General features: G+C 59.7%; 18 protein-coding genes. 14 read left to right on the top strand and 4 right to left on the bottom strand.

The annotated features are described in order from the left end of the window. Positions 1 to 3: 3 nt before the first annotated feature. The 7 genes from IE079_RS06250 (at position 4) to IE079_RS06220 (ending at position 7,662) form a co-directional block, all read left to right on the top strand. Positions 4 to 654 (top strand): transglutaminase-like cysteine peptidase, encoded by a 651-nt coding sequence (locus IE079_RS06250; RefSeq protein ID WP_189574386.1) that lies wholly within the window; start codon positions 4 to 6, stop codon positions 652 to 654. A 77-nt stretch (positions 655 to 731) separates the two neighbouring features. After that, positions 732 to 1,112 (top strand): MerR family transcriptional regulator, encoded by a 381-nt coding sequence (locus IE079_RS06245; protein ID WP_189574384.1) that lies wholly within the window; start codon positions 732 to 734, stop codon positions 1,110 to 1,112. A 66-nt stretch (positions 1,113 to 1,178) separates the two neighbouring features. Then, positions 1,179 to 2,345, top strand: coding sequence for an isovaleryl-CoA dehydrogenase (locus IE079_RS06240; RefSeq protein WP_189574382.1), 1,167 nt, complete (start codon positions 1,179 to 1,181; stop codon positions 2,343 to 2,345). A gap of 7 nt (positions 2,346 to 2,352) precedes the next feature. Further along, the gene (locus IE079_RS06235; protein WP_189574380.1) at positions 2,353 to 3,960 is read left to right on the top strand and encodes a carboxyl transferase domain-containing protein; all 1,608 of its coding nucleotides are present in this window, start codon (positions 2,353 to 2,355) and stop codon (positions 3,958 to 3,960) included. A 10-nt stretch (positions 3,961 to 3,970) separates the two neighbouring features. Next, a complete protein-coding gene (locus IE079_RS06230) occupies positions 3,971 to 4,765 on the top strand; it encodes an enoyl-CoA hydratase-related protein (protein WP_189574379.1) in 795 nt (264 codons plus the stop codon). Then, positions 4,762 to 6,768: an acetyl/propionyl/methylcrotonyl-CoA carboxylase subunit alpha gene (locus tag IE079_RS06225; protein WP_189574377.1), complete on the top strand. Its 2,007-nt coding sequence runs from the start codon at positions 4,762 to 4,764 to the stop codon at positions 6,766 to 6,768. Before IE079_RS06230 ends, IE079_RS06225 begins: the two co-directional genes overlap by 4 nt. 3 nt (positions 6,769 to 6,771) lie before the next feature. Then, positions 6,772 to 7,662 carry a hydroxymethylglutaryl-CoA lyase gene (locus tag IE079_RS06220; protein ID WP_189574376.1) on the top strand — a complete coding sequence of 297 codons (891 nt, stop codon included), beginning with the start codon at positions 6,772 to 6,774 and terminating at the stop codon, positions 7,660 to 7,662. Positions 7,663 to 7,703: 41 nt separating this feature from the next. Here the strand turns inward: IE079_RS06220 and IE079_RS06215 are convergent, their stop codons facing one another. Then, positions 7,704 to 8,792 carry a sigma-54 interaction domain-containing protein gene (locus tag IE079_RS06215; protein ID WP_189574375.1) on the bottom strand — a complete coding sequence of 363 codons (1,089 nt, stop codon included), beginning with the start codon at positions 8,790 to 8,792 and terminating at the stop codon, positions 7,704 to 7,706. 551 nt (positions 8,793 to 9,343) lie between these two features. Between IE079_RS06215 and sodC the strand changes: the two genes are divergently transcribed. After that, on the top strand, positions 9,344 to 9,892 hold the full coding sequence (sodC, locus tag IE079_RS06210) for a superoxide dismutase family protein (protein WP_189574373.1): 549 nt from the start codon (positions 9,344 to 9,346) through the stop codon (positions 9,890 to 9,892). A 13-nt stretch (positions 9,893 to 9,905) separates the two neighbouring features. Here sodC and IE079_RS06205 read toward each other — a convergent pair whose 3' ends face one another. Further along, entirely contained in the window at positions 9,906 to 10,475 is a 570-nt protein-coding gene (locus IE079_RS06205; RefSeq protein ID WP_189574371.1) for an ATPase, read from the bottom strand. Further along, a complete protein-coding gene (locus IE079_RS06200) occupies positions 10,465 to 10,878 on the bottom strand; it encodes a TA system antitoxin ParD family protein (RefSeq protein WP_189574369.1) in 414 nt (137 codons plus the stop codon). Before IE079_RS06200 ends, IE079_RS06205 begins: the two co-directional genes overlap by 11 nt. Before the next feature lie 246 nt (positions 10,879 to 11,124). Here IE079_RS06200 and IE079_RS06195 point away from each other — a divergent pair, with 246 nt between their 5' ends. Beyond that, a complete protein-coding gene (locus IE079_RS06195; RefSeq protein ID WP_189574367.1) occupies positions 11,125 to 11,979 on the top strand; it encodes a PA4780 family RIO1-like protein kinase in 855 nt (284 codons plus the stop codon). Positions 11,980 to 12,007: 28 nt separating this feature from the next. On the opposite strand, the gene IE079_RS06190 is transcribed toward IE079_RS06195, so the two are convergent. Continuing rightward, positions 12,008 to 12,682, bottom strand: coding sequence for a spermine/spermidine synthase domain-containing protein (locus IE079_RS06190; protein ID WP_189574365.1), 675 nt, complete (start codon positions 12,680 to 12,682; stop codon positions 12,008 to 12,010). A 266-nt stretch (positions 12,683 to 12,948) separates the two neighbouring features. Between IE079_RS06190 and IE079_RS06185 the strand changes: the two genes are divergently transcribed. The 5 genes from IE079_RS06185 (at position 12,949) to IE079_RS06165 (ending at position 20,711) form a co-directional block, all read left to right on the top strand. Further along, on the top strand, positions 12,949 to 14,583 hold the full coding sequence (locus IE079_RS06185; protein WP_189574362.1) for an FAD-binding oxidoreductase: 1,635 nt from the start codon (positions 12,949 to 12,951) through the stop codon (positions 14,581 to 14,583). Next, positions 14,580 to 16,142 carry a glycerol-3-phosphate dehydrogenase/oxidase gene (locus tag IE079_RS06180; protein WP_189574359.1) on the top strand — a complete coding sequence of 521 codons (1,563 nt, stop codon included), beginning with the start codon at positions 14,580 to 14,582 and terminating at the stop codon, positions 16,140 to 16,142. The genes IE079_RS06185 and IE079_RS06180 overlap by 4 nt, the downstream gene beginning before the upstream one ends. After that, on the top strand, positions 16,139 to 17,695 hold the full coding sequence (locus IE079_RS06175; protein ID WP_189574356.1) for an FGGY-family carbohydrate kinase: 1,557 nt from the start codon (positions 16,139 to 16,141) through the stop codon (positions 17,693 to 17,695). The genes IE079_RS06180 and IE079_RS06175 overlap by 4 nt, the downstream gene beginning before the upstream one ends. A 279-nt stretch (positions 17,696 to 17,974) precedes the next feature. Next, positions 17,975 to 18,490, top strand: a complete 516-nt coding sequence (locus tag IE079_RS06170) for a hypothetical protein (RefSeq protein WP_189574353.1) — start codon at positions 17,975 to 17,977, stop codon at positions 18,488 to 18,490. Between the two features lie 463 nt (positions 18,491 to 18,953). Then, positions 18,954 to 20,711 (top strand): putative bifunctional diguanylate cyclase/phosphodiesterase, encoded by a 1,758-nt coding sequence (locus IE079_RS06165; protein ID WP_227712342.1) that lies wholly within the window; start codon positions 18,954 to 18,956, stop codon positions 20,709 to 20,711. Positions 20,712 to 20,748 lie beyond the last annotated feature (37 nt).

Below are 20,748 nucleotides of genomic sequence, written 5' to 3'. Positions count from 1 at the left end.
TTCATGGCACAAAAGCGGCAGGCGCCCAGACGCAGCCCCCTGCTCCTGGTCGTTGTGTTCTCCGCTTTTGTCGCTGCCTTCGAGCTTGCCCCGGACCTGCTCCAGTACATCGAGAAAGAACACGGCGCCGCCGCAAGAGCCCGGCTCGAGAACTGGGAGCGCCTCCACAACATCGCCGATTCCGCGACCATCCGGCGACAGGTCCAGCTGGTCAACTCCTTCTTCAACCGCACTCCCTTTCTCAGTGACCTGCAACACTGGAATCAGGAAGACTACTGGGCAACCCCGGTGGAAATGCTGGCCACCAACGGCGCCGACTGCGAAGATTTCTCCATCGCCAAATACCTCACCCTGCGATCCCTTGGCGTACCCGATGACCAGCTGCGCATCGTCTACGTCAAGGCCCTGGAACTGAACCAGGCCCATATGGTCGTCGCCTGGTACCCCACACCCGACGCAGACCCACTGATACTCGACAACCTCATCAACCAGATCAAACGCGCCTCACAACGCACCGACCTCGAACCTGTCTACAGCTTCAACGGTGAAGGCCTCTGGCGCATCAGCGGCAGCCGCACCAAGCGCTCCGGCACCGCCGAACAGCTACGCCACTGGCGATCCCTGCAGGACCGACTCATCGACGCCCTCAAGTAGCAGTCCCGACCGATTCCCTTCTTGCAGAATATCCCCGCCTGCTTTACGTTAACGTAAACGTTCAAACGAAACACAATATGGCCTCACACCACCAATACTCCATCAGCGACCTGGCCCGGGAATTCGACATCACCACCCGCACCATCCGCTATTACGAAGAATCCGGCATGCTCTGCCCCTACCGGGATGGCCAGACCCGTCTCTACAACGAGGCCGACCGGGTCAAGCTCAAACTGATCCTGCGGGGAAAACGCCTGGGCTTCAGCCTGTCGGAGTCCCGGGAACTGATCGAGATGTACGATCCGGACTCTGATAATCGTCATCAAATCAATGCCCTGCTGGATAAAATTCATAAACGACGTGAACAGCTTGAAGCTCAGCTTCACGATATTCAGCTGATGCAGGAGGAGCTGGACGAGGCAGAAGCAAAGTGTATGGAGGCGTTTAATGATGACTAGCCACGGCCCTCCACCATACCCCCGAAATGCCGACTCAAAACTCAAACAATTAGAGGCGCCCAAAATATGACCCAATACACCACCCTCAATTTCGATCACGGCGAAACCCTGGACACCTTGAGAGACCAGGTCCAACGCTTCGCCCGCGACCAGATCGCCCCGATCGCCGACAAGACGGACAAGGACAACCAGTTCCCCAATGACCTGTGGCCGAAACTGGGCGACATGGGCCTGCTGGGCATGACCGTCAGCGAAGAATACGGCGGCTCCGACATGGGCTACCTGGCCCACGTTATCGCCATGGAAGAAATCAGCCGCGCCAGCGCCAGCATCGGCCTCAGCTACGGCGCCCACTCCAACCTGTGCGTCAACCAGATCCACCGCAATGGCACCGACGCCCAGAAACAACAATACCTGCCCAAACTGGTCAGCGGCGAACACATCGGGGCGCTGGCCATGAGCGAACCCAACGCCGGCTCCGACGTGGTCAGCATGAAACTCCGGGCCGACAAAAAGGGTGACCACTACATCCTCAATGGCAGCAAAATGTGGATCACCAATGGCCCCGACGCGCACACCTACGTCATCTACGCCAGAACCGACCCCCAGGGTGGCCCAAGAGGCATCACCGCCTTCCTGGTCGAGCGGGACTGGAAAGGCTTCTCCCGCGGTCCCAAGCTGGACAAGCTGGGCATGCGCGGCTCCAACACCTGCGAACTGATCTTCGAAGACGTGGAAGTGCCGGAAGAAAACATCCTCGGTAAAGAGAACGAAGGCGTGAAAGTCCTCATGTCCGGCCTGGACTACGAACGCGTAGTGCTCTCCGGTGGCCCCACCGGCATCATGCTGGCCTGCCTGGACGCTGTTGTCCCCTACGTTCACCAGCGCAAACAGTTTGACCAGCCCATCGGCGAATTCCAGCTGATTCAGGGCAAACTGGCCGACATGTACACGGAACTGGCCGCCAGCCGCGCCTACCTCTACGCCGTCGCCCAGGCCTGCGACCGGGGCGAGACCACCCGCAAGGACGCCGCCGGTGCGATCCTCTACACCTCCGAGCGGGCCACCAAAATGGCCCTGGAAGCCATCCAGATCCTCGGCGGCAACGGTTATATCAACGACTACCCCACCGGCCGCCTGCTGCGCGATGCCAAACTCTACGAAATCGGCGCCGGCACCCAGGAAGTCCGCCGCATGCTGATTGGCCGCGAGCTGTTCAAGGAATCCACCTGAGGTCGCCATGGCAATACTCCACAGCACCATCAATACCCAGTCGGAGGAATTCCGGCAACGCAAAGACGCCATGGAGGCGCTGGTCAACGACCTGACCACCCGGCTCGAACGGGTCGCCCAGGGCGGCGGCAAGGAAATCCAGGAACGCCACCGCAGCCGCAACAAGCTGCTGCCCCGGGAGCGCATCAACCGCCTGCTGGACCCCGGCTCGCCGTTTCTGGAATTAGCACCGCTGGCCGCGGACGGCGTCTATGACGACGACGTGCCTGCTGCCGGCATTATCGCCGGCATCGGCCGGGTCCAGGGCGTGGAATGCCTGATCGTCGCCAACGACTCCACGGTCAAGGGCGGCACCTACTACCCGCTGACGGTCAAGAAACATATCCGCGCCCTCACCGTCGCCGAGGACAACCACCTGCCCTGCATCTACCTGGTGGATTCCGGCGGCGCCAACCTGCCCCAGCAGGACGAAGTGTTTCCGGATGCCGAGCATTTCGGCCACATTTTCTACCGCCAGGCCAACATGTCCGCCAAAGGCATACCCCAGATCGCCGTGGTACTCGGCCTTTGCACCGCCGGCGGTGCCTACGTGCCCGCCATGGCTGACGAAAGCATCATGGTGAAGGGCCAGAGTTCCATCTTCCTGGCCGGCCCGCCCCTGGTGAAGGCCGCCACCGGCGAAAGCGTCTCCGCCGAGGAACTGGGCGGTGCCGATGTGCATTGCAACATCTCCGGTGTAGCGGACCATCTGACCCATACCGAAGAGGAAGCCCTGGAGCGGGCCCGCCGATGCATCGCCAACCTCAATCACCGCAAGAAGAATGACCTGACCACCAGACCGGTACAGGACCCACTGTACGACCCGGAGGAACTCCACGGCGTGGTACCGGCAGACCTGCGCACCCCCTACGACGTGCATGAGGTCATTGCCCGACTGGTGGATGGTTCGGAGTTTGACGAGTTCAAGGCGGGCTACGGCACCACCCTGGTGTGCGGCTTTGCCCATCTGTATGGCCATCCGGTGGGCATCGTGGCCAACAACGGCATCCTCTTTTCGGAATCGGCCCTCAAGGGTGCACACTTCATAGAGTTATGCAGTCAGCGCGGCATCCCGCTGATATTCCTTCAGAACATCACCGGCTTCATGGTCGGAAAACAGGCCGAACACGGTGGCATCGCCAAGAACGGCGCCAAGATGGTAACCGCCGTGGCCTGCGCCCGGGTACCCAAGTTCACCATCATCATTGGCGGCAGTTTCGGCGCTGGCAACTACGGCATGTGTGGCCGCGCCTATAACCCCCGCTTTCTGTGGATGTGGCCCAACGCCCGTATAGCCGTGATGGGCGGAGAGCAGGCCGCCGGCGTTCTGGCGGACGTCAAAAGAACCGGCCTGGAACGCAAGGGCAAGAGCTGGAGTGATGACGACGAGCAGGCCTTCAAACAGCCCGTCATCGACCAGTTCGAGGAACAGTCGACCCCCTACTATGCCTCCGCCCGCCTGTGGGACGACGGCGTTATCGACCCGGCCGACACCCGCAAGGTACTGGGCCTGGCCCTGACCGCTTCCCTCAACGCCCCGGCCGAAGACACCCGCTTCGGCGTGTTCCGGATGTAAGGAGAATTCCATGACTGAGACCGCCATCATCAGCACCACCGACAGCCGCGGCGTTACCCGGATCGCCCTCAACCGTCCGGACAAGCGCAACGCCTTTGACGACCGCATCATCACCGAATTGACCGACGCCATACAGGCTGCCCGCAGCAACCCCGACTGCCGGGTGGTGGTCCTGGCCGGCGAGGGCAGGCATTTCTCTGCCGGCGCCGATCTCAACTACATGAAACGCACCGCCGAACTGAGTGAGCAGGAAAACATCGACGACGCCCGCCGCCTGGCGAACCTGATGCAGACCCTTGACCGTCTCGACCGCCCCACTCTGTGTCTGGTTCAGGGCGCGGCCTATGGTGGTGCCCTGGGGCTGATCTGTGCCTCTGATATTGCCATTGGCACAGAGAACAGCCAGTTCTGCCTCAGCGAAGCCAGGCTCGGTATCACCCCGGCCGCTATCGGTCCCTACGTGGTCCGCACCCTGGGTCAGCGCCACGCCCGGCGGTATTTCCAGACCGCCGAAGTCATCCGCTCAGACCGGGCCCTGGAGCTGGGCCTGATCCACGAACGGGTCGCTGATGATGCGCTGGATGCCAGGGCGGAAGAACTGATCGCTGCCCTGCTCCGCAACGGGCCAACGGCCATGGCGGCCGGCAAGCAGCTGATTACCGGGATCTCCGGTGGCGCCATCTCCGATGAGATGATCCAGTATACTGCCGAAGTCATCGCCCGCCTGCGAACCGGCGATGAAGGGCAGGAAGGCCTGGCCGCCTTCTTCGACAAGCGCACTCCGGACTGGGCGGTGACCTCATGAGTAAAGCGATCACCTCTGTGTTGGTGGCCAACCGGGGTGAGATCGCCCTGCGTATTTTCAGAACCGCCGAAACCATGGGTCTGAACACCGTGGCTGTCCATTCCGATGCCGATGCCCGTGCCCCCTTCGTCCGGAAGGCAGACATGGCCATCAGTATCGGACCGGCCGAGGCGGCCAAAAGCTACCTGGATATCGAAAAGGTCATCACCGCCGCCCGCACCAGCGGCGCCGACGCCATTCACCCCGGTTATGGCTTCCTGTCGGAGAATACCGACCTGGCCGCCGCCTGTGAAAAGGCCAATCTGCGCTTTATCGGCCCGCCGGCCAGTGCCATCGCTGCCATGGGTTCCAAGAGCGCGGCCAAGGCGCTGATGGACAAAGCCAATGTGCCGCTGGTGCCGGGCTACCACGGTGAGGACCAGGACCTTGCCGTGTTCGTCAAGGAAGCTGAACGCATCGGCTTCCCCCTGCTGATCAAGGCCAGTGCCGGCGGTGGCGGCAAGGGCATGCGCATTGTCAGAAACGCCGGCGAACTGAGGCATCAGCTGGAAGCGGCCCAGCGTGAAGCCGGTTCCTCCTTTGGCGACCCCACATTACTGCTGGAACGCTACCTGGAAACGCCGCGCCATGTGGAAGTGCAGGTCCTGTTTGACCAGCATGGCACCGGTGTCTACCTGTTCGACCGGGACTGCTCCGTGCAGCGCCGACATCAGAAAATTATCGAGGAAGCACCCGCCCCGGGCATTCCCGACGACGTTCGCAGATCCATGGGCGAAGCCGCCGTGCGCTGTGGCGAGGCCATCGGCTACGTGGGTGCCGGCACCGTGGAGTTTCTCTATGAGCCGGAAAGCCACGAGTTCTTCTTCATGGAAATGAACACCCGCCTGCAGGTGGAGCATCCGGTCACCGAAATGGTCACCGGGCTCGATCTGGTGGAATGGCAGATCCGTGTTGCCAACGGTGAGGCGTTGCCCTGGAACCAGGATGACCTCCGCTGCCAGGGCCATGCCATGGAGGCCCGCGTCTACGCGGAGGACCCGGATAATGGCTTCCTGCCCCAGACCGGCCGCCTGCACACTCTGCATGAGCCTGTAGAGAGCAACACCGTACGGGTGGACTCCGGCGTCTGCCAGGGGCTGGAAATCACCCCCTGGTATGACCCCATGCTCGCCAAGGTGATTGCCTTCGGGGATGACCGGAATGCCGCCCGCATCAATCTGATCGAGGCCCTGAACCGCTATCACACCGACGGTGTGGTACTGAACACCGACTACGTCAGTCGGGTACTGCGTCACGATGCCTTTGGTCGGGCGGAGCTGACAACGCGGTTTGTGGAAGTGCATGAGAAGGCGCTGCTGGATCCTCCGTTCAGCTCCTGGTTCCGCAAGCGTCTGAGCCTGGTTGCCTGGATGGACAGCGTGGGCGGGTTTGCTCACGCCGATAACCGCGATGTCTGGGCCACCTTGCGCAACTTCCGGGTGGACGACAGCCACTGGCAGCCCTTCGAGCTGGATCTCGATGCCGATCGATACCATGGTCACTACCAGGTTACCGAAGTGGCGCTGGATCACGGGCGCCTGACGCTCTGTATGGATGACGAGGAATCCACCGTGCGCTGGGACCGGATGACCGACGGCGCGCTGGAAGTTCGGCTGTCCGGGCGCCGTATCCGGCTCGATAGCGCGGCACGCGGGGATGAACTGGCAGTGTTCGCCGATGCCGCCACCTGGAAAGCGCGGATCAATCATCCGGAAGTAGCCCAGGGTGCGGTGGCAGACGAAACCGAGTTGACCGCCCCCATGCACGGCCGCGTCACCGCCCTGCTCTGCAAACCCGGAGAGCCGGTTCACGCCGGCCAGGCCCTGCTGACCATGGAGGCCATGAAAATGGAACACACCCTGAAAGCCGGGTTTGATGGCACTGTAGAGGCAGTACACTGTCAAACAGGCAGCAATGTAGAGGCTGCCCAGGTGTTGATTACCCTGGCGCAACCGGAGGACTGACCCATGGACAATCAGGTAACCCTGGTGGAGGTAGGCCTTCGGGATGGCCTGCAGAACGAGAAAACGCCGGTCTTTCCGGCCCAACGGGCCGAATGGTTTGACGCCCTGGTCGCCGCTGGCCACAGGCGGATCGAGGCAGGCAGCTTCGTGTCACCCAGATGGGTGCCCCAGATGGCAGGCACGGACGAGGTCATGTCCCTGATCCACAAGCCCGCTCATGTCACTGCCGAAGTGCTGGTGCCCAACCGGAAAGGTCTGGAAGCCGCCCTGCAAACCTCCGCGGAGGTCATGGCGGTATTCACGGCAGCATCGGAGAGCTTCAACCGCAAGAACATCAACTGTTCCATCGAGGAAAGCATCGAGCGCTTCCGTCCGGTGGTGGAAGGTGCCAAAGCGTCGGGACGACGTGTGCGGGGTTACGTTTCCTGCGTGGTGGGTTGCCCCTATGAGGGACACATCCAACCGGCCCAGGTAGCCCATGTCACCCAGAGCCTGCTGGCCCTGGGGGTTGACGAAATCTCATTGGGAGACACCATCGGTGTTGCCCGCCCGCGGGAGATCCACGCCCTGCTGGATGCGATCATTCCTGACACCGGGACCGACATTCTGGCCCTGCACTGCCACGACACCTACGGCCAGGCCATCGCCAATATCAGCGCCGGGCTGGAGCGGGGTATCCGCATCTTCGATTCCGCCGTCGCCGGGCTGGGTGGCTGCCCCTACGCCAGGGGTGCGACCGGCAATGTGGCTACCGAGGATGTGCTGTATCTGCTCGAAGGCGAAGGATTTGCTACGGGGGTAGATTTGCACAAAGTGGCGAAGCTTGGGGCGTCCATATGCAGCACTCTGTCCCGGGACAATCCGTCACGTACTGGCAGGGCCCTGACGCGATAGGCCCCGGGTGAGCGCTGTACCCGTGCTCGCCATGGCAGCGTTTACGCGTCGGTGACCCGCCGGTTATGGGTCTGCTCATACTTGCGAAGGCGGTTATAGAGTGTCTTCATGCTGACACCCAGAATGCTGGCAGCCTTGTCCTTGCGGCCCCCGCATTGGTCCAGGGTTGCAAAGATCAGGTTTCGCTCAACCTCGGCCACCGATGTGCCGATGTCCACGGTCAGGGTTTGCCCGCGCCTCCGTACAGGCACAGGGTGTGCAGGCCGCGCTATCTCCGAAAGCATGTCTTTGGCCATTATAATGTGGTCGGCCATGATGTAGCCACGCTGGACCACGTTCCTGAGTTCCCGGATATTCCCGGGCCAGCTGTACCCCTCAAGGGCCAGCAGAGCCGCGTTCGCGAAACACTTGTCGTCGCCGTCAGCGTCGTTCAGTTCCCGCAGGAAAAGCATCGCCAGGTCCCGGATGTCTTCCTTGCGCTCCCGTAGCGACGGCAGCTCAATGGGGAACACCTGAAGCCGGTACAGCAGATCAGACCTCAGCTTGCCCGCTTCCACTTCATCTTCCGGGCAGCGGTTGGTTGCCGCGATAATGCGGATATCTGTGTTCTGCTCATGGTCACCTCCCACCCGGACAAACCGACGGGTTTCCAGAACCCGCAGCAGCTTGACCTGCAGCTCCACGGGCATCTCCGTGATCTCATCCAGAAAAAGGGTTCCACCATCCGCCTGTTCGAATACACCGTGATGGTTGCGCACCGCCCCGGTGAAGCTTCCCTTCTCGTGGCCGAACAGCTCGCTCTCGATCAGCTGTGGTGAAATGGCGCCACAGTTGACCGGAACAAAAGGCCTGTCCGGTCGGTTACTGTGCTCATGGATCGCCCGGGCGATGATTTCCTTGCCGGTTCCGCTTTCGCCGGTTATCAGCACCGTTGCGGACGTCGGGGCCACTCGGCGGACCTGAATCAGCACCTCCCTCATCACCAGGGACGAGCCAAACTGGTCTTCCAGGTGGATATGGCCAAGGTTATCTCCCTGGTCGTCCAGCCTGGCCGGGACCTGTAAGTCAAAGCCACTGTCGCCGGGCATTCTGCCTGCTTCAAACGACATTCCATACTCGACAAGACTCATTGCCTTCACTCCTTCGCGTTAGCCAGTAGCCACCCGGATCACCGAAAGGCCATGTCTACGCAGCCATACTGACCAGGAAGCCATAAACCCGATGACAACCAACCGTACCAACACAATGTCTGCCTGATCTGGTGATGTGCATTAAAGAGTGCATCCGTATCCAATCACAACTGGCCATAAACGCTACATAAGAACTTATACACAACACATTGTTTTTAAAGGCATTCATATAGTGTTTTGTCGAATATGGAACCACATCACAAAAAAGTCAAACCGCTCGGCGGACCCACGCCGGGCGTATTAACGCAACAGTGATACCGCCGAATGCGAGCTTTCAAGGTAACCTTCTAATTTGCCACAGATAGATAATCCGCTGCGGTGCCAGGGAGACTCCTAACAAGTGCCCAATATTAATTTTTATTAGGGAGTCTCTGATCAACTCCTGGATTCCACCTGCGGACACACCGTCCCGGAATTCTTGACTAGACTTCAAATCAGCAGGGCGCTGCTGATTTCAACCAACCATGACAGGATTCTAAAAGGAGCTTGAGATGATTCATGCAAAATCCGGCCTGTGGGGTCTTGCTGCATCCACCGTTCTGATGTGTGCCCCGTTGGCACAAGCAAATGAGAGCGTTGACGTGGACATGTATCAGGTTACCGCTGAAGGCCAGGGCGATCTTATCGGCACCGTCACCATTGAAAAAAATGACCACGGGGCTCTGATCACCTCGGACCTTAAAGGGCTCGGTCCGGGGCCTCATGGTTTCCACCTGCATGAAAACCCGGATTGTGGCCCGGTAACCAAAGATGGCGAGAAGATCGCCGCAGGCGCAGCGGGAGGACACTACGACCCGGACAACACAGGGGCTCACAAGGGTCCGTTCGATACCGGCGGTCACCTGGGTGACCTGCCCCGACTCCATGTGGGTCAGGCGGGTGAGTCCAAGCAGACCTATCTCGCGCCGCGGCTGCAACTGGACGATTTCCAGGGGCGTGCCCTGGTGATCCACCGGGGCAGTGATAACTACTCGGATGACCCACGCCCGTTGGGTGGCGGCGGGGCCCGCATGGCCTGTGGTGTGGTTCAGGGCGAGTAATGTGCCCTGGTGGTCAGCCCATGATCTGTGCAGCCCATGCCGGCGTTTCCCGTACGAAAATCTCCCACACGCCGTCCTTCCAGGACGCAATGCGGACATAGGGTGTTACGGCACTGGCGTTGTCCACCAGGTGAAGCTCGTCAGCAAGTCCCACCGAGTCGCGGATATTGGCAAAGGTCCGGGGCACCCGGCTATTCACTTTCTCTTCCGGCACACTATGGCCGCCGGCCTGAACCCGTGACGATACCCGGGCATTATGCAGCCCGGTATCACCCAGATGAAAATAGAAGATCTGGATACGAAACCCCGCGGCCTTGGCAGTGGCCACGAAATCCAGTTTGGAAGGATGGGAATAAACGGTTTCAAAGCAGAAGGTCTGCCCTTCCTCCACCAGGCGGAAGCGCTCCTTCTCGGCGATCAGGGCGGCTTCATAGCTGTGTTTTTCCGGCTCGTTGGGCCAGAGCGTCCTTGCTATGTTATCCGCATTGATCAGAGGGATGTTTTTTGGCTTTAAAAAACGATCGTAAAACGTTGATTTTCCTGCACCATTGCCCCCGACAAGAAGCCAGAGCTCAGGCTGCATGGCCCTGCCCGCTCAGGGGCTCGAAACGACCGTTGCGGAACTGGCCGGTAACCTTCTGGCCATCGGGATATATCGCCTCCAGATAACCCGGGCGGCTCGTCGAAGCCTGGTACACAATCCGGTCCCGTGCAATATGACGGGACAACCCACCGGATTCACGATCCGCTTCAACATCGGCCCAGATATCATCACTGGTTACCGGCTCAGGCATCACCGGCTCCACCTTTACCTTGCGTATACCCTGACTGATCGCAATCAGGTCCTCCGCGCTCACCTCTCCGGCAACCGCCCGGCCGATTTCGGCCCAGAACTCGATCTGCTTCGGGGTTGACCGACGCTGAACCTGCCCTTCGGCTGAGGCATGGCGTACCAGGGTATCTTCAAGTCTGACCGCTGTGGTCATGGGACCTCCTGACTGTTATCGGATCATCCGTTTCAGATTACCACAGGTGTTGCGTTATGCAACAACTGACAAACAGAAAATATACAGGACATAATGCCCGCAACGCACCTTCGACTGCCTTTTCCGTTGCCAGAGCTCTATACTGCCCGCAGAGATCCTGGACAATAAGGCAGATCCCTCTGGCTATCAGAGCAGGAGCGGTCCGCCAACGCCAGGCCAGCATTCATTATTACGTCAAAAGGCTTTATGAAGGTTCCAAAACGGTTACAACCCCTTGTAGATGATGGTCTGGTAGATGAGGTTCTTTACCAGTTGATGAGTGGCAAGGAAGCCCAGGTCTATGTTGTGCGCTGCGGCGACCAACAGCGCTGCGCGAAAGTATTCAAGGAAGCCCAGAAACGAAGCTTCAAACAGGCCGTGGAGTATCAGGAAGGGCGCAAGGTCCGTAACACACGGCGGGCCCGGGCCATGAACCGGAAAACCAAATACGGGCAGAAGGAGCAGGAAGACGCCTGGCTGAATGCCGAGGTCGACGCTCTTTACCGCCTGGCCTCTGCCGGCGTGCGGGTACCGGAACCCTTCGGGTTCGTGGACGGCGTGCTGCTGATGGAACTGGTATCCGATGACTCTGGCAAGGCGGCACCGCGACTCGATGAGGTCACCCTCACCCCGGAGCAGGCCGTGGACTACCATGGCCGGATCATCGCCGAGATCGTGCGCATGCTCTGCGCCGGCCTGATCCACGGTGACCTGTCTGAGTTCAACGTACTGGTTGACCCGCACGGCCCGGTGATCATCGACCTGCCCCAGGCCGTCGACGCCGCCAGCAACAACAACGCCGAACGCATGTTCCAGCGCGATGTGGACAATATGCGCCGTTATTTCGGCCGTTTTGCTCCCGAGCTGCTCAAGACAGACTACGCCGGCGAAATCTGGGCGCTATACGAATCCGGCAAGCTTCATCCGGAAAGCCCGTTAACCGGCCTCTTCACCCGGGATGAAACCAAAGCCGATGTCGACGAGGTGATGGAAGTGATCGACGCGGCCAAAGAAGAGGACCGGGAACGCCGGGAGCGGGAACAGGACGACGACGAAGACTAGCGGCGCACCTGAATCTGCGCCGGGGTCTTTACCAGGCCAGCCAGATCACATGACGGGCGCCCTTGCCCGGGCGGTGGGCCCGCACCGTCACCGGCTCCACGGACAGCCCCGCACGCTTCAGCCGCTCGGTGAAGGTGGGGTCGTGCCCCGCTGACCAGTACGCCAGCACCCCATCCGGCCTGAGCGCTGCCTGGGCGGCGGCAATACCCGCCGTGGTATAGAGCCAGTCATTTTCCTTGCGGGTCAGCCCCTCCGGACCGTTGTCGATATCCAGCAAAATGGCGTCGTAAGCAGCCGGAGAAGACTGAATCAGCTCCACCACATCCCCGAGATGGACCCGCGCCCGCGGGTCCTTCAGCGGATACCCGGCCGCCTCGCCCAGGGGGCCGCGATTCCAGGTTTCCACCTCCGGCACCAGCTCGGCCACCGTCACCTCGGCCGCCGGCCCCAGCGACTGCAGGGCAGCCGCCAGCGTAAAGCCCATCCCCAGGCCACCGATCAACACCCGTGGCGCAGGATTGTCCGTCAGGCACTCGCAGGCCAGTGTGGCCAGTGCATCTTCCGATCCATGCAGGCGACTGTTCATCAACTCCCCGGAACTGCCGGCAATCCTGATGGAAAACTCGTCATTGCGACGCAGCAAACGCAACTTTGTGCCCTTGCCGGGAATAATGGCGGTACCAAGCTCTTCGAAACGGGCCATGGGAAACCTCAGGGAAAGTGTATGGAGTCGCTTAGAAATGGGGAGATTACACGTCTTTGCGACGTAAAACCGCATTGCTTTTTTCGGCGCAGGATAACCTGTTCAGTTTATAAACCCTTTGGCACTTTATTAGGTCTGGTTTTACTGACAAGATCAGGAAAGTGTCAGGCACCTGAATTGCTTGGGTGGAGGTGGTCCGGGAAAAGCATACCGAACCGCCTCCACTGGCACGGTGAAGCAGACAAAAAACATAAGGGAAGCACACCATGCGTAGATGGAACGGTTGGGGTGACGACAGTATCCAGCCAGAACTCCCGGGCACTGGCCTCAAATTCCTCAAGGAACGCATTGGCCCCGCCAAACCCTTGCCGGACACCTCCCTGGAAGACGTCATAGCTCAGGTGCCCCCATCCCGCCTGCCAGACCACCCCCTGATCAACACAGACCCGGAAACCCGCATCCGCCACGCCAGGGGCCAGAGCCTGCCCGACTGGCTGGCCATGCGTAGTGGCCAATTCCAGGTGTTCCCCGACGGCGTGGCACAACCGGAGGATGCCTGGCGGGTCCGGACACTGCTGGACCTGGCCGCCGAGAAGGGATTCAACGTTATCCCTTATGGTGGCGGAACCAGTGTCGCAGGCCATATCAATCCTCTGGATGACGATACCCCGGTACTCACCATTAGCCTGGAGCAAATGAACCACCTGCTCGACCTGGACACGGAGAGCCAGATAGCCACCTTCGGCGCCGGCACCCCCGGCCCCCTGGTGGAGTCACAGCTGCGGGCACGCGGCTACACCCTCGGCCACTTTCCCCAGTCCTTTGAACTGTCCACCCTCGGCGGCTGGATCGCCAGTCGCTCCAGCGGACAGCAATCCCTGCGCTATGGCCGCATCGAGCAGCTGTTCGCCGGCGGCACCGTGGAAACCCTGCGCGGCACCCTGAACATACCCACCCTGCCCGCCTCCTCCGCCGGGCCGGATGTGCGGGAAATGGTGCTCGGATCCGAAGGCCGTATCGGCATCATTACCGAGGCAAAGGTACGGGTTACCCCATTGCCGGAACGGGAGTCCTTCCATGTGATGGTCTTCCGCAACTGGCATCTTGCCCGGGAAGCGGCTCGCAGGATGGTTCAGGCAAAACTTCCCCTGTCCATGCTGCGGCTGAGCAATGCCGTGGAAACGACAACCCAGCTGGCGCTGGCTGGCCACCCGTTGATGACCGGCCTGCTGGAAACCTATCTCAAGCTCCACGGTGCCGGTGACGGCAAGTGCATGATGACCTTCGGCATTACCGGCACCAAACGCCAGTGCCGGTTCGCGCTGAAAGAAGTGCGCGCCTTCTGTAAACCCTTCCGCGCCGTATACATGGGCACCGGCATGGGCCGGAAATGGGCAAGGAAACGCTTTGCCATGCCCTACTTACGGGAAAGTCTGTGGCAGCAAGGCTATGCCGTCGATACCCTGGAAACCGCCACCGACTGGGACAATGTGGACTATCTGATGGGGTTGATCGAAGTTAACCTGCGCCACGGTCTCTCCCACGAAGAGCAGCCGGTCCATGTGTTCAGCCACCTGTCCCACGTTTATCCTCAGGGCAGCAGTATCTACACCACCTACGTGTTTCCGGTCGCGGCTGACTACGAAGCGACCCATGAACGCTGGAAGCACCTGAAGGAGACCACCTCGGCCCTGATCGTCAACAACCGTGGCACCATCTCGCACCAGCACGGCGTCGGCAAGGACCATGCCCCATGGCTACCGCAGGAAAAGGGCGAACTGGGCATGGCCGCCCTGCACGGCCTGGTCACCACCTTTGACCCCGGTAACCGCCTGAACCCGGGCACCCTGCTCCGGGACGAAACGGATTCCAGCGGGAACGATAACCGGACGGGGTCATGAGTTCTTTCGAACTGAACCCCCACTACGACGTACTTATCATTGGCGGTGGCATCACTGGCGCCGGCGTTGCCCGGGAAGCCGCCGCAGCCGGTCTGGCTACCCTGCTGGTGGAGCAAAAAGACTTTGCCTGGGGCACATCCAGCCGTTCGTCGAAGATGGTTCACGGCGGACTGCGCTACCTGGCCGCGGGACACTTAAGCCTTACCCGCGACTCCGTTCGTGAGCGCCAGCGCATGCTGGACCAGGCGCCCGGGCTGGTGGACCGCATGCGTTATGTCATGCCCCATTACCGCGGAAGCTTTCCCGGCCCCTGGCTGTTCGGCAAGGTGCTGTGGCTGTACGACCGGTTCGGTGGTGAAAGGTACCGGCATAGAATCAACATTATTGAAATGCTGCAATGGCTGCCCGGCCTGAAAACCGAGGGGCTCAAGGCCGCTTCCGGTTTCAGCGATGCCGTCACCGACGATGCCAGGCTGGTATTGCGTGTACTGGATGAGGCCCGCTCCCTGGGCGCGGAAACCCACAACTACCTGCGCGTTACCCGTGTCGAGAAGTCGGAGGATGCGCCATGGTCGGTGACCCTAGAGGATCAGCGTCCGGAGCAACCCGCAGAACAGACCCTGTCCGCATCTGTCGTAGTCAATGCAACCGGTGCCTGGGCGGACAGGCTGTGGCGGGAATCCCATGGCAAGGAGCATATCCGGCCACTGCGGGGCAGCCATATTGTGGTCCCGTTCAGACGTCTGCCGGTGTCCGTTTCCCTGACCCTGTCACACCCCCGGGACAAGCGCCCGGTGTTCATCTTTCCCTGGCTGGGCCGCACGGTCATTGGCACCACCGATCTCGACCATACCGACAACCTGGATCACGAGCCCCGGATCTCCACAGAGGAGCTGACGTACCTGTTCCAGGCCGTCGAGAACGCCTTCCCCGCAGCAGCCATTGACCGCAGTGACGTCATCTCCACCTGGGCCGGCATACGTCCAGTGGTCACCTGGAAAACCCGGCGCGCACCGTCGGACGAAAGCCGTGAACACGTCATCTGGGACGAAGGCGGGCTGGTCTCGGTTGCCGGTGGCAAGCTGACAACCTTCCGCCGGATCGCCCGGGATGTGCTGGTCATCGGGGCACCGCGGCTGACCCACATGATGCTGCAGGACGACGATACGCCGATGTTCCGGGCGGCACCACCGCTCAGGAGGCCGCCGGAGATTCGCCATCTGACATGGCGCCGGCTCAGGGGGCAATACGGCCCCCGGCTCGGCCAGGTACTGGAAGCAGGACCATTGCAGGAGATCCCCGGAAGCCAATACCTGTGGGCGGAACTGCACTGGGCAGCGAGAAATGAGTCGGTAGTACACCTGGACGATCTGCTGTTACGGCGCAGCCGTCTGGGCCTGATTCTGCCGGAGGGCGCCCGGGCGCTGTTACCGGAGATCCGGCAACGCCTGGCCCTGGAACTGGATTGGTCCGACGACGACTGGCAGGGAGAAATCCACCGCTACCTGGGCCTCTGGCATGCTGCCTATCACCTGCCCACGGAGCCGGAAACGCCATGAAACCTTCGCTGGTCCTCGCCATCGATCAGGGTACGCAAAACGTGCGAGCCCTGCTGTTCGATCCTGCTGGCAATCTGGTGGGGCGTGGCCATCAGCCCATTGACCCCTATTTTTCCCGCCACCCTGGCTGGGCAGAGCAACATCCGGACTATTTCTGGGACAATCTCGGGCAGGCCTGCCGGTTGCTCTGGCAGAGCACCGGCGCCACACCTGACCAGGTCATGGGCGTAACCCTGACCACCCAGCGGGGTACGGTGGTGACCCTGGACGACCAGGGGCGCCCCCTGCGCCCTGCCATTATCTGGCTGGACCAGCGTCACGCCGATATACACGGACCAATCCCTGCCCCTTGGGGCTGGCTATTCAGAGCCCTGCGCCTGGAAGACACGGTCAACCAGTTCCGGCGCAATGCCCAGGCTAACTGGCTGGCCCAGCACGAGCCGGACAACTGGCAGCGTACCCGCAAGTACCTGCTGCTCTCCGGTTATCTGACCTGGCGCCTGACCGGCCAGTACCGGGACTCCACCGCCTGCCAGGTGGGCTATTTGCCCTTCGACTACAGGCACCATCGCTGGGCCGGCCGAAGGAATTTCAAATGGCACCTGATGCCGGTACGCCGGAACCAGCTGCCGGAGCTGGTCCGACCCGGCGATACCCTGGGCCACCTGACAGCAGACGCCGCCCGCCACCTTGGGGTGCCAGCAGAGCTGCCCTTGATCGCCAGCGCCTCTGACAAGGCCTGCGAAGTGCTGGGCAGCGGTGGTACCGCACCGGATGTGGCCTGCCTGAGCTACGGTACCACCGCCACCATCAATGTCACCAATCACAAATATGTGGAGCCGGTGCGGCTGTTGCCACCCTACCCCTCCGCCCTGCCCGGCCATTACTCCACCGAGGTAATGATCTACCGGGGTTACTGGATGGTGAGCTGGTTCAAACGGGAGTTTGGACTGCGCGAACAGAATATCGCCGAGGAGCAGGGCATCGCCCCGGAGGACTTGTTCGACGAGCTGGTTAATGCTGTGCCACCCGGCTCCATGGGCCTGATGCTGCAACCCTACTGGTCACCTGCTGTTCGCCACCCGGGGCCGGAAGCCAAGGGCGCGATGATCGGCTTTGGCGACGTGCATACCCGGGCCCACATCTACCGGGCGATACTGGAAGGGTTGGCCTATGCCTTGCGGGAAGGCAAGGAACGTATCGAAAAACGCAGTGGCATCCCCATCACCACACTGCGGGTGGCCGGCGGTGGTGCCCGCAGCGACGCCGCCATGCAGCTGACCGCGGACATTTTCGGCATACCCGCCGGTCGCGCGGCAAGCCCGGAAACCTCAGGCCTGGGTGCTGCCATGGTGGCCATGGCAGCACTGGGACGGTACCCGTCGGTGGAGGCCGCCGCAAAAGGCATGTCCCGCCCGGCACAGGTGTTCGAACCCGACCCTGAGGCCCGTCAACTGTATGAGCAGCTTTACAAGTCAGTTTACCGTCCCATGTACCGGCGGCTGGCGCCACTTTACAAGGACATCAGGCGCATAACCGGTTATCCGGAATAGACTGACCTATCGTTCCACCAGAGGGGGTATATCCGGCTGTGAATCGGTAAAACTTACCGCCATTTCGGTAATTTTGATATAACAGGCCAGACCAGCATTGGCATGTCGCCCTGCTGGCCATATAAGAAATTGCTTGAAATACAACAGATAACTGTCTACTTCCAATCACTTTCCGACGAAAGCCCACTATTGTCGATAATGGCATGCCTTCTGCAATGAACCAGTGGGGCATAGCGCCTCGGGCGCTTGCCCACTTTTTCATCGCAGAAGGAACCGGATATGCACAAGCTTCTGAAAGTCACTCTTATAGCGACCGCCCTCGCCCCTTCCCTGGTATTTGCTCAGGCAGTGAGTGGTGACCGTGAAGTCACCCTCGGCGGCCAGGGCCAAAGCGACAAGGATCTGGATAACAACGCCTTCGCCATGACCGCAAGCTACGGCCAGTACCTCAGCAACCAGGGCCAGCTCGGTATCCGTCAATCCCTCAGCATTTCCGATCGCGACGGCGACGACACCGACCTTGATGGCGCAACCGTAGGCTTTTACGACTATCACTTCGGTCGCAATGAACTACGCCCATTCATTGGCGCCAACCTCGGCTACAACTACGGTGACCGTACGGAAGAAACCTTCTCCGCCGGTCCTGAAGCCGGCCTGAAGTACTACGTTCTGGACAAGACTTTCGTGCAGGGCATGGTGCAATACCAGTTCCTGTTCGACAGTGGAAGCGACGTCGATGACAACTATGACGATGGTATTCTGTACTACAGCGTCGGCATGGGCTTCAATTTCTGATTCACCCCCTGGCCCGTCCGGGCCAGGGGCTTTTCCCTTATACCTGCCGAACGTCTCCCGTGTGACTAACCCGTCTTCGAGCCCCCTGTCCGTTGCGCCAGAGTCCCTTCGAAGAAGAGCGACTCATTCTTGTCTGGTTTTGCCACATGACCCAGCCAGAGTCAGAGCCCTGTCCCCGTTAACCAATCTTTTTTGAACGCGTATCGTATATCGTTCCAGACGTTGGTGTTATTGCATAGTCTGGCGTGCGAGCGTCTCTGGAAAATCGACACATATTGCTCTAAAATTTAGTGATATGCTTCACATTTTAGCGACTATTTTCTTAGTCAGAAGGTCTATAGGCGCCCACGACATTGAGTAAGCATTATGCAGAGCCGAAAGGGCTTTTTAAATCCTTATAACCAAATAAAAGGGATAACTGTTTTCCGGTCCGGTTATGAGGTGGTATTCATGAGTTCAGTCAATGCCGGATAAACAGGCCCCTGTAATGCCCCTTACGCCCGCTACTGGCAACGAAACCTCGCTTTCTGCTGTCCAACACAGTGAACAGCGGTTCTATGAGTTGATCGAAAGCCTGCCTATGGTCGCCGTGCAGGGCTATGATATAAACCGCCGGGTTATCTATTGGAACGATGCAAGCCGGCGTCTCTATGGCTATACCCGTGAAGAGGCTCACGGACAGCTACTGGAAGACCTGATTATTCCTGATCACATGCGTGAAGAAGTCATACATGCCCACCAGGAGTGGTTAGATAATAATATCAGTATTCCCTCGGAAGAAATTGAACTGAAACATAAAGATGGTTATCCGGTGCCTGTTTATTCCAGTCACGTAATGATCAAACAGGATACTGGCGATTGTGAAATGTTCTGCATCGACATCAGCCTGGAGGAACAGAAAAAAGCCAGGCAAGAACTGTACAGAATGGCGAGTTTTGATGATTTGACCCGATTACCCAACCGAAGGTTGATGGAGGTTGAATTATTGGCTCGCCTGGCTGAGGCAGAACGCACCAGTCGAGCAATGGCCGTGGTGTTTATTGATCTCGACAATTTCAAGCTGATTAATGACACCCTTGGTCACCATTATGGCGACAAACTGCTACTGGCGGTTGCTGAAGCCCTGAAAACAGAAACTCGCCGTTACGACCTGCTGAGTCGGTTTGGCGGTGATGAGTTTGTCTTGTTGTTGTTTGATTTTGATGGCCCCGAACACGTCCATGAACTCCTCAAACGCCTGATCGGTAAGCTTGATCAGGGTTTTATGCTGGATGGAGACTCCTATCAGGTCACGGCCAGTTTCGGGGTCAGCCTGTTTCCGGGGGATGGCGAGACCGTTGCCGAGCTGATGGGAAATGCCGACGCCGCCATGTATCAGGCCAAGGAAAATGGCAAGAACGGCATCTGCTTTTACACGCCGGATATCAACGACCGACTGGTTCACTATCAGGAAGTCACTACCCTGCTGCGACGCGCCATCGAAACCGACAGACTGCAGCTGTATTTTCAGCCACAAATCGATCTGAAAAACGGTGGCATCGGTTCCTGCGAAGCACTATTGCGTTGCTTCGATGAAAGTTCCCGGATGATTTTCCCTGCTACGATTATTCCGGTGGCGGAAAAGTCTGGGCTGATCAATCGCCTGGGAGACTGGGTCATCGAAGCGGCCTGCAAGCAGCTGAAGGCCTGGCAGGGTACAGCCCTTAAAAACACAAGAATTGATATCAACCTGTCCGGCAGGCAGCTAACCAATCAGCACCTGGCGGAGCATATTCTGCAAACGCTCGAGCTTTATGAACTGACGCCCGACCAGTTGGGCCTGGAACTGACGGAAAACGTCGTGTTCGGGGATTACGAGGGCCAGATAGGACAACTGGAGCGATTGAAAAACGCCGGTGTGCATATTTCCATTGACGACTTCGGAACCGGTTATTCTTCTCTGGTTTATTTGCGAAAATTGCCCGTGTGCAGCCTCAAGATAGACAGAAGCTTTCTGCATCACGCAATGGAGAATGAAAGCGACATGGCAATCATGCAGGCGATGATTTCTGTAGGGCACCGTCTTGGCCTGGGCGTGGTCGTGGAAGGCGTGGAAACCAGTGAGCAGGATAATCTGGTCAGAGAAGCAGGCTTTGACCTGGCACAGGGGTACCTGTATGCAAGGCCGATGCCTGCCGAGCAGATGCCGGCATTTCTGGCGGGTATCGAGTCAGGTCACTGAGCCTGTCAGGCCATCGGACTGCCAGAGAGTGATACGA

It is taken from the genome of Marinobacter zhanjiangensis (assembly GCF_014651935.1).
GTDB classification, from domain to species: Bacteria; Pseudomonadota; Gammaproteobacteria; order Pseudomonadales; family Oleiphilaceae; genus Marinobacter; species Marinobacter zhanjiangensis.
Note: the sequence above shows the minus strand (reverse complement) of the source record. Positions and strands in the feature narration are given on the sequence as shown.